This is a genomic window from Nitrospirota bacterium, assembly GCA_020851375.1.
GTDB lineage: Bacteria > Nitrospirota > 9FT-COMBO-42-15 > HDB-SIOI813 > HDB-SIOI813 > RBG-16-43-11.
This window is the reverse complement of the sequence record JADZCV010000002.1, coordinates 1-7,407: the sequence shown is the minus strand read 5'-3', so window position 1 is coordinate 7,407 and position 7,407 is coordinate 1. Positions and strand designations below refer to the sequence as shown.

Annotated in this window: 8 protein-coding genes; 4 read left to right on the top strand and 4 right to left on the bottom strand. The window is 43.6% G+C overall.

Annotated features, from left to right (window positions below):
* Window positions 1–117: 117 nt before the first annotated feature.
* Complete coding sequence (gene pyk, locus IT393_00100) at window positions 118–1,497, bottom strand: pyruvate kinase (GenBank protein ID MCC7201059.1); 1,380 nt, start codon at window positions 1,495–1,497, stop codon at window positions 118–120.
* A 291-nt stretch (window positions 1,498–1,788) separates the two neighbouring features.
* Here pyk and IT393_00095 point away from each other — a divergent pair, with 291 nt between their 5' ends.
* The gene (locus IT393_00095; GenBank protein MCC7201058.1) at window positions 1,789–2,535 is read left to right on the top strand and encodes a radical SAM protein; all 747 of its coding nucleotides are present in this window, start codon (window positions 1,789–1,791) and stop codon (window positions 2,533–2,535) included.
* A 109-nt stretch (window positions 2,536–2,644) separates the two neighbouring features.
* Here IT393_00095 and IT393_00090 read toward each other — a convergent pair whose 3' ends face one another.
* Together IT393_00090 and IT393_00085 are read right to left on the bottom strand one after the other, a co-directional pair.
* Entirely contained in the window at window positions 2,645–3,100 is a 456-nt protein-coding gene (locus IT393_00090; GenBank protein MCC7201057.1) for a type II toxin-antitoxin system HicB family antitoxin, read from the bottom strand.
* Window positions 3,097–3,276 (bottom strand): type II toxin-antitoxin system HicA family toxin, encoded by a 180-nt coding sequence (locus IT393_00085; protein ID MCC7201056.1) that lies wholly within the window; start codon window positions 3,274–3,276, stop codon window positions 3,097–3,099. The genes IT393_00090 and IT393_00085 overlap by 4 nt, the downstream gene beginning before the upstream one ends.
* A 358-nt stretch (window positions 3,277–3,634) precedes the next feature.
* Here IT393_00085 and IT393_00080 point away from each other — a divergent pair, with 358 nt between their 5' ends.
* The 3 genes from IT393_00080 (at window position 3,635) to IT393_00070 (ending at window position 5,367) form a co-directional block, all read left to right on the top strand.
* Window positions 3,635–4,207 (top strand): hypothetical protein, encoded by a 573-nt coding sequence (locus IT393_00080; protein MCC7201055.1) that lies wholly within the window; start codon window positions 3,635–3,637, stop codon window positions 4,205–4,207.
* 225 nt (window positions 4,208–4,432) lie between these two features.
* Window positions 4,433–5,119: a tetratricopeptide repeat protein gene (locus tag IT393_00075; GenBank protein MCC7201054.1), complete on the top strand. Its 687-nt coding sequence runs from the start codon at window positions 4,433–4,435 to the stop codon at window positions 5,117–5,119.
* Window positions 5,120–5,178: 59 nt separating this feature from the next.
* Window positions 5,179–5,367, top strand: coding sequence for a hypothetical protein (locus IT393_00070; protein ID MCC7201053.1), 189 nt, complete (start codon window positions 5,179–5,181; stop codon window positions 5,365–5,367).
* A 188-nt stretch (window positions 5,368–5,555) separates the two neighbouring features.
* On the opposite strand, the gene IT393_00065 is transcribed toward IT393_00070, so the two are convergent.
* Window positions 5,556–7,334, bottom strand: a complete 1,779-nt coding sequence (locus IT393_00065; protein MCC7201052.1) for an ATP-binding protein — start codon at window positions 7,332–7,334, stop codon at window positions 5,556–5,558.
* Window positions 7,335–7,407 lie beyond the last annotated feature (73 nt).

The window sequence follows — 7,407 nt, the reverse complement described above, 5'->3', positions numbered from 1 at the left end:
TTCTCACCATACTGCTCTTCTTTATTGTTCTCCGACATGATTGATCCCCCCTTTGTTATCTCCAGGATCATCATGTCATATCAGGTAAATCAGGGGAAGATGGGGTTAATTAAACGCTTACGTTGAAGGCCCTTCCGTCAGAACAACAATATCACCCGGCATTGGATGGCGTTGCAGCCATTCTTTCACATAATGTTTCCAGTTCTCCGGATGGTCCTCCTCCTGCACAGGGAATACTCCGTATGAGAATTGAAGGTTCTGGCAGGTTTCCGCCTGAGAACTCACTGCGATGATCCAGACCGGGAGTCTGAAACGGCCGATGCTCCGCGCAGTCGTACCGGTTCGTGTCGGCACGAATACGGTTGCAGGAGTCACAAAGTCAAGACTTGCCTCTACACTGACTGCAATCAGATGTTCAGGTTTGATTTTGCCGGTGAGGTCGACCCCCCGGAACATTTCTCTGGCTGGAATCTGAAGACACTCCGGTTCTACTGCGGCGGCGATTTTAGCGAGCATCATCACGGATTCAACCGGATAGTTTCCCATCGCCGATTCACCCGAAAGCATGACACAGTCAGTGCCATTGATAATGGCATTCGAGACGTCCGTCGCTTCCGCCCGGGTAGGGCGCTTGTTCGTAGTCATGGATTCAAGCATCTGCGTTGCAGTGATAACCGGCTTGGCCCTCATATTTGCCCGTCTCATAAGGTCCTTCTGGACTAATGCAATCTTCTCAATGGGGACTTCAACCCCAAGGTCACCACGGGCGATCATGATGCCGTCAGCGGCCTCAAGAATTTCATCAATATTGACAAGCGCATTTGATCTCTCGATTTTTGCAATGATGAAAGGCTGATATCCGAAATCCAGCGCAGCTTTTCTCACTGCATGAATGTCTCCGGCATTTTCAACAAACGACTGGCTTACCGCATCAACTCCGTTTTCAAGCGCAAATTTCAGACACTCACGGTCGTGACCTGTAAAGGCGCCGATTCCCAGATTAATGCCCGGCAGATTCAACCCCTTGCGCGAGCGGAGTTCTCCGCCGGCTTTCACCGTGCAGGTGACGTTGTTACCACGAACATGGTTAACTTCCAGTTGAATATATCCATCGTTCAGATACAGGGTATCACCAGTCTTCACTGCCTTTGGAAGTCCGGCGAATGAGACAGAAACACGCGTCCTGTCGCCGGTTATATCGTCGGTGGTAAGGATGAAGGTATCGTCCGGCTCCAGATGAACCGGCTCAGGATTAAGTTTCCCGATGCGCATCTTTGGCCCTGGCAGGTCTGCCATAATCGTAAGACGTTTACCCGTCCTGGCTGATGCAGCCCTCAGGTTATCAATAACCTGTTTATGCGTATCGAAGTTGCCGTGGGAAAAATTAAGCCGGGCGATGTTCATTCCCGCCGTCATGAGACGGCACATCACCTCAGGAGATTCTGTAGCAGGGCCGATTGTACAGACAATCTTTGTCTTGTTGTGTGGCAGCGTCATAGTACATCCGCTATTCTTCTATTGTGAATTGATTCATCCGGAATTGTTTATCTCAGGATCGAAGGTTTCCTGTAACAAATAAGTAAATAAACCATATCAATCAACATGGCTTTCTGTCAAATAATATTTTCACCCATGGATATTCCCTCGTACGCGAGAATGACGTTTTTATCCCCCTTGGTGCTCCGATGATGCATGAAGGTTTATCTGGTAATATACTCCACGTGGCTGATATTTGCGATAGCTGTTCTATGCATATTATAATTATTTAAAAGGGGTATCAAAGGCAGGATGATTATCAAAGAGATAAGGGTAAAATCAGTCCTTACCAAAACAGGTATACCTGGAGTGGATTACTGCATTAATCCCTATGTGGGTTGCTCTCATAGCTGCAGATATTGCTATGCCACATTCATGATAAGATATAGCGGCCATACGGAGGCGTGGGGAGAGTTCGTAGATATAAAGGTCAATGCGCCGGAGGTCCTCGAGAAAGAGCTTAAAAGCAGGAAGAAGGGGAGGATTATTATCAGTTCGGTTACTGATGCCTATCAACCTGTTGAGGGCAGGTATAAAATTACGAGGAAGTGTCTCGAGATCCTTATGCAACACCAGTTTCCTGTAGATATCCTCACAAAATCTCCCCTTGTACTTAGGGATATGGACCTGATTAAGGGATTTGAAGATATCGAGGTAGGTATTACCATCACAACAGATGATGAGAGGATAAGAAAGGCCTTTGAGCCAAAGGCGCCAACAATTGCCGCACGGATTAAAGCCCTCAAGACACTACACGAAAATGGGATTAAGACCTATGTCTTCATAGGCCCTGTGCTTCCAATGAATCCCGAGGCGCTCCTCGATAAGATAATGCCCTATGCCGGCAGCATTCTAATTGACCGGATGAACTATACCTCAAAGACCCTGGATATATACAAACGCCTTGGTATTACCAAATGGCTTTACAGGGGTTTTACAGATGATGTTGTCCGGAGGTTGAAGAACGGGTTTGCGTGTAGACATGTGAGCGTCTGCTAATAACCGGAATGATCCGCGTCAAAGACAACTGTTGTTATCATTGACCGTATCTCCGACCAAGCAGAACAAAAATGGTGGCCCCGAATACCTGAGAATGAAGTGGTGCCGATCAGGCTGCATGGTCTGCCACATTCACAAGCTTCATAACCAGATGTTTCCCAAATGCCTTTGCCACCTTTTCTAAAGTCTTAAGGGTCGGATTTGCCTTATTGGGATTTTCCAGTTTCTGGTAGCTCTGGTAGGAGATACCAAGCCTTTTTGCTGCCTCAATTTGATTTAAGTGTAATTCTTCCCGGCTGCTTCGTAAGATGATGGGAACCATGACAGTAGTTTCCGGCGTTATCGGAAATATGTTTTTACCCTTAATATTTGATGGAACAGGGATTTTAAATCCACGATCAAATATAGATGCTAAGTATCCGGAGAGGGCTTCAATTGCCTTTTCTTTAGCTATTGGAAGTGTCTCTCCAAAGGTAACACACCCTGCAAGATCAGGGAACTCTACTGTATAGACCCTATCCTTCTTGTCATATTTAATGATTGCAGGGTATGCAAAATTTGTCATTTCAAACCAGCCTCCTTTAGTAGACTATTTAGTGTCCCTGTCGGGAGATCCCGACTTCTATGAACAGGAACAGACAGTGTTTTATTTCCCTTTACCATAATATGGTGACTCCCCTTAATCCGGTCCAGCACCCATCCATTTTCTTTCAGGAGCTTTATTAGTTCCTTGCCTGTCATTTTAAATAGTATACAGACTTTAAGTTGTATGGTCAAGCCATAACTTTAAGATAGTGGCCTAAAATTCAATTATAATAAATTCCCAGACAGCAGGCAGTTGTAAAGTCTAATAAACCCGAATGGCAGAGTTCTACACCTTAAGGTATAGGTGAATTTACGATTGCCCGAAAGTGCGTTAAGCGCAGCAAAGTGCCACGGTTTTAGGCGTGGGCATCTACTGAAATAATGTTTCTTTACTATCTGCCAATTGCTAATTTGATGCCATATTAAGCAGCAAAGGACTCCGAAGTACTTGACAAGTACTTATGTAAGTGCTATTTTAATATTAAAAATGAAAATTACAATAGGAGGATAAATTATGATTACAATTGAAATTGACGAAGACATTTTTAACTATCTGAAATCATTAGCAGAACCCTTCACTGATACACCCAGTACTGTACTGAGGCGTGTTATTTTTAACAATAATCATACTTCACAGTCATTTACAAGTACTAGTTATAGTGTTGATAATAAATATTCAAGAAAGTCGGTCTCTACAGTCAATGAGTTTATGTCAGCTTTTTTGAAACGTCGCTATCAGGAGGAATTCCGCTCTCGATCACCTTATCGTACCATGTTCGAGTCAGATCATTTTTTAGTATATTTTCAGAATTTTAATAAGACAGATACATTAAATCTCTGGTATAGACTTAGTGAAAACTCTTTAAGTACACTTAGAAATACTTCTAAGTCTGCGATGGTCTGTTTTACTAATCCAGCTACTGACATTGTATATGAAATTCCCATTAAAGACATAGATAGTCAAGCAAGGAAGGAAGATTGGGAAAAGGCATCCTTGGAAGTAAATATTGATCCAGTAAGTTCACGGTGGCGAGAGTTAGACTGGAACATTGGAAAGTATTTAATAAAATTGCAAGAATTAGACTGATGGTAATTCATTGAATACAGACATGCGACGCTATATCAGTATATATACACATCAACATTAGCCTTTGCTCATATATTGCTCTGTAGCATGGTTTAAATTAGTCAAATTCAATTTCAACTTGCACAAGGTATTTATGTCGCTGTATATAGAACCTGATAAACCCAGATTTGGTTATATGGTGAGGATACTATAAGTCAGTTTGCAATCGAACAGAGGAGTAAACATATGCCTGACGAACGAGATATTGCCATTGAGCTGATGAAGCAGAATAAATTCCAGGAAGCTTTACAGATATTCTTGTGGTTATTAGAAAAGAATGCTGATGATTGGTCGATATATTATATGACTGGCCAATGCTACAGGTTCACAAATAGATTTCCTGAAGCAGTGAATTATTTAACGGAGGCAGCTTCACTTAATCCAGCTGATCCTCAAATATTTCTTGCTCTTGGTATTGCACTCCAGCTTACCGAGAATTACGAATTAGCGATAGAGAAGCTTGAACAGGCCTTGAGATTGGAACCCAGACTAGTTCTAGCATATAACAGTATAGGATTAACCTATCGTAAACTTGGTAGCTTTCGTAAAGCAATTGAGTGGTATGACAAAGCAGCAGAATGCATAGTCTCCCTTGTTAGTGAAGAAGTTCACAAGGATCGTGCAAAATGCTACAGAGATGCAATTGTTGACGGAAAAAAAGTCGCAATAATTCTTCCGTATGTATTAGAAAAAACACACGAAATGTTAAGATCTGACCCAGCATATGCAATTGTCATGAATAATATAGGTGTATGCCTAATTGAACTTGGCGATATAGACGCTGCAAGTGAAAAATTCAGAGAGTCGATTGAGTTTATTCCCAATGGATATAATTTTCCTGACCCTTTTAAGAATCTTGAGTCTATCAGCTAGGCGCCTGTCCGAGTAATAATTACTTCACCTAAGACAACAAAATTTATATAATAGACGACATGAAAACATACCTCACATATGAACCGAACCAATTGTTTTTTATACCGCCATCATTGAGGGAGTGGTTGCCGGAGGCCCACCTGGTCTACTTTGTAAAAAAAGTAGAGATGTTGCCGCGGGCGGATTCCATACAGTCTGTCAGTAATAGACAGGATCAGAAGAAAACTAAGGACGAAACAGGGGAGTAGAAAATACAAACTGAGAAAGCAGACAGTTGAACCTGTATTTGGACAAATAAAAGGCAGATGAACTATACCTCAAAGACCCTGGATATATACAAACGCCTTGATATCACCAAATGGCTTGACAGGGACTTTACAGGTGATATTGTCCGGCGGTTGAAGGACGGCTTTGCTGATAAGCCTGTCAGTATCTGCTAAAACCCTATCCCCTTCCCGACATAATTCTTGTATCTGACTTCATTTGCCAGCGCCTCGATCAACTTGCCGTGAGAGATTTCAGATGAGATAAGGAATGAGAACTGATCTCTGACAACGGCAAAGTCACCTGGGGTCAGATTCTTTATCCTCATCAGTGTCCTGCACTCCGGGCTGGCAAGATGCCTGTCCTGAGTCAAGCCGCTCAGCAGTTTATTGTAAAAATGCAGTTTTCCTTCAGGCGTCAGTGGTTTGAAGTATATCTTGAACCTGAAACGCCTTAAGGCCGCATGGTCGAGACCATCCATATTATTTGTAGCAAAGACTACTACACCGCGTGAACTCTCAAGCTGGGTAAGTATCTCATTGGTGAATGATATCTCCCAGGAGCGGTAGGCCTGGCTTCTCGGGAAGAGGAATGTGTCAGCCTCGTCAAAGAACAGGATGTCGCCGCTCTCCCCTGCCTCTTCAAAAGCCTCCGCGATATTTTTTTCTGTTTCCCCGACATACCTTGAGTGGATATCGCTCCCCCTTTTCAAGAGAATCTCTTTCCCCAGCAAGTTTCCAAGATAATAGACAAACTCTGATTTTCCTGTACCCGGCATCCCATAGAGGAGTAGGGAAACAGAGAAATTCCTGTTCTCAGTCCCTGATTCACGTGATTTGAGTGAAGATACAATGTCCCTGAGATTATGGGATGTGTTCAGGCCATCAAGGGTGTAAGATTCAAACCCGCGTATTTTTCGGTTGCCTCTAAGTCTTCCTCCGGTCGCCTTTTCATGACTGCCAAGGACTGCCCGTATCTTCTTCATGGTACTGGCTTTATCTGTCTCACCTGCAGTATTGACGGTACTGATGGCATTTACTATCCCTCCTGCATCTACATTGTATTCCCTGCATAGCTCATTAAGTTCTGCATCCGTAAAGCAGGTCTCCATTCCCTTCTTTTTAAGCTCGTATCTCAGGACCTTTAGCCGGTTATTCCTGCTGAGTTTCTTGAATTCGATGGAGAAGGAGAATCGGCGCATGGTGGAAGAAGCAATCTCGTCCGAGCGGTTTGTTATCCAGACGACCTTTTTACCGTGGGATTCAAGGAATTGGTTTATCCAGCTCTTATTGGTCCTGCTCTCAAAGTAGTAAGAGTTGGCGGAGTTTATGATCTCATCCGCCTCATCCACAAGGACAATGGAATTGTCTGTGCCGGCAAGGTTAACAGTAGCATAGACTGACCTCAGCCGGTCTTTGTGCTTGTCTGTTTCTGATGCCTTTACTGTAAACAATTCCTTCCCGTATTTATTTGCAAGACTCCTCGCAAAAGATGTCTTGCCTGTTCCCTGCGAACCATATAAGAGGATGTTTTGCCTCCCTTTACTCATGAGAAGCGTATCGAGCACCATTATTATGTCCTCCTGTATATCGAAATCACTGACCTCAAGGACTTCATCATTTCCTCTGACAAACATCTCATGCGTCAGATCAACCCTTGTAAGACCGGAGAGATAGTCGGAACACCACGAGGTCAGCCCAATGTGGTTACATTCATCCTTCTGGAGTATTTGTGCCCTGAAAAGGTTTCCGTTGACAATGGCGTCCTGAAATACCTGCCGCCTCATCCCCAGAATAATATCCCCGAATTTTATGAAAATGGATAATTTGCCGAAATCAACCTGTCCGTCATCGAAATGACCTGCAATTATCTGCGAAACCACCTTGAGATAGAAAAAATGGTCCTTCCGGAATTGTCGTGGGTCGGTAAGTCTTGTATGATAGGTCCCCAAGGAGGGGATACCGATGCGAGATACCGACCTGTACAGACAAGTTCTCGGGTTGCAGGAGCCGTGGTTTGTGGAA

Coding starts and splice junctions, on each gene's coding strand:
- IT393_00085 (MCC7201056.1), bottom strand. CDS start 3,276: ATGACAGGCAAGGAACTAATAAAGCTCCTGAAAGAAAATGGATGGGTG.
- pyk (MCC7201059.1), bottom strand. CDS start 1,497: ATGACGCTGCCACACAACAAGACAAAGATTGTCTGTACAATCGGCCCT.
- IT393_00075 (MCC7201054.1), top strand. CDS start 4,433: ATGCCTGACGAACGAGATATTGCCATTGAGCTGATGAAGCAGAATAAA.
- IT393_00070 (MCC7201053.1), top strand. CDS start 5,179: ATGAAAACATACCTCACATATGAACCGAACCAATTGTTTTTTATACCG.
- IT393_00090 (MCC7201057.1), bottom strand. CDS start 3,100: ATGACAAATTTTGCATACCCTGCAATCATTAAATATGACAAGAAGGAT.
- IT393_00080 (MCC7201055.1), top strand. CDS start 3,635: ATGATTACAATTGAAATTGACGAAGACATTTTTAACTATCTGAAATCA.
- IT393_00095 (MCC7201058.1), top strand. CDS start 1,789: ATGATTATCAAAGAGATAAGGGTAAAATCAGTCCTTACCAAAACAGGT.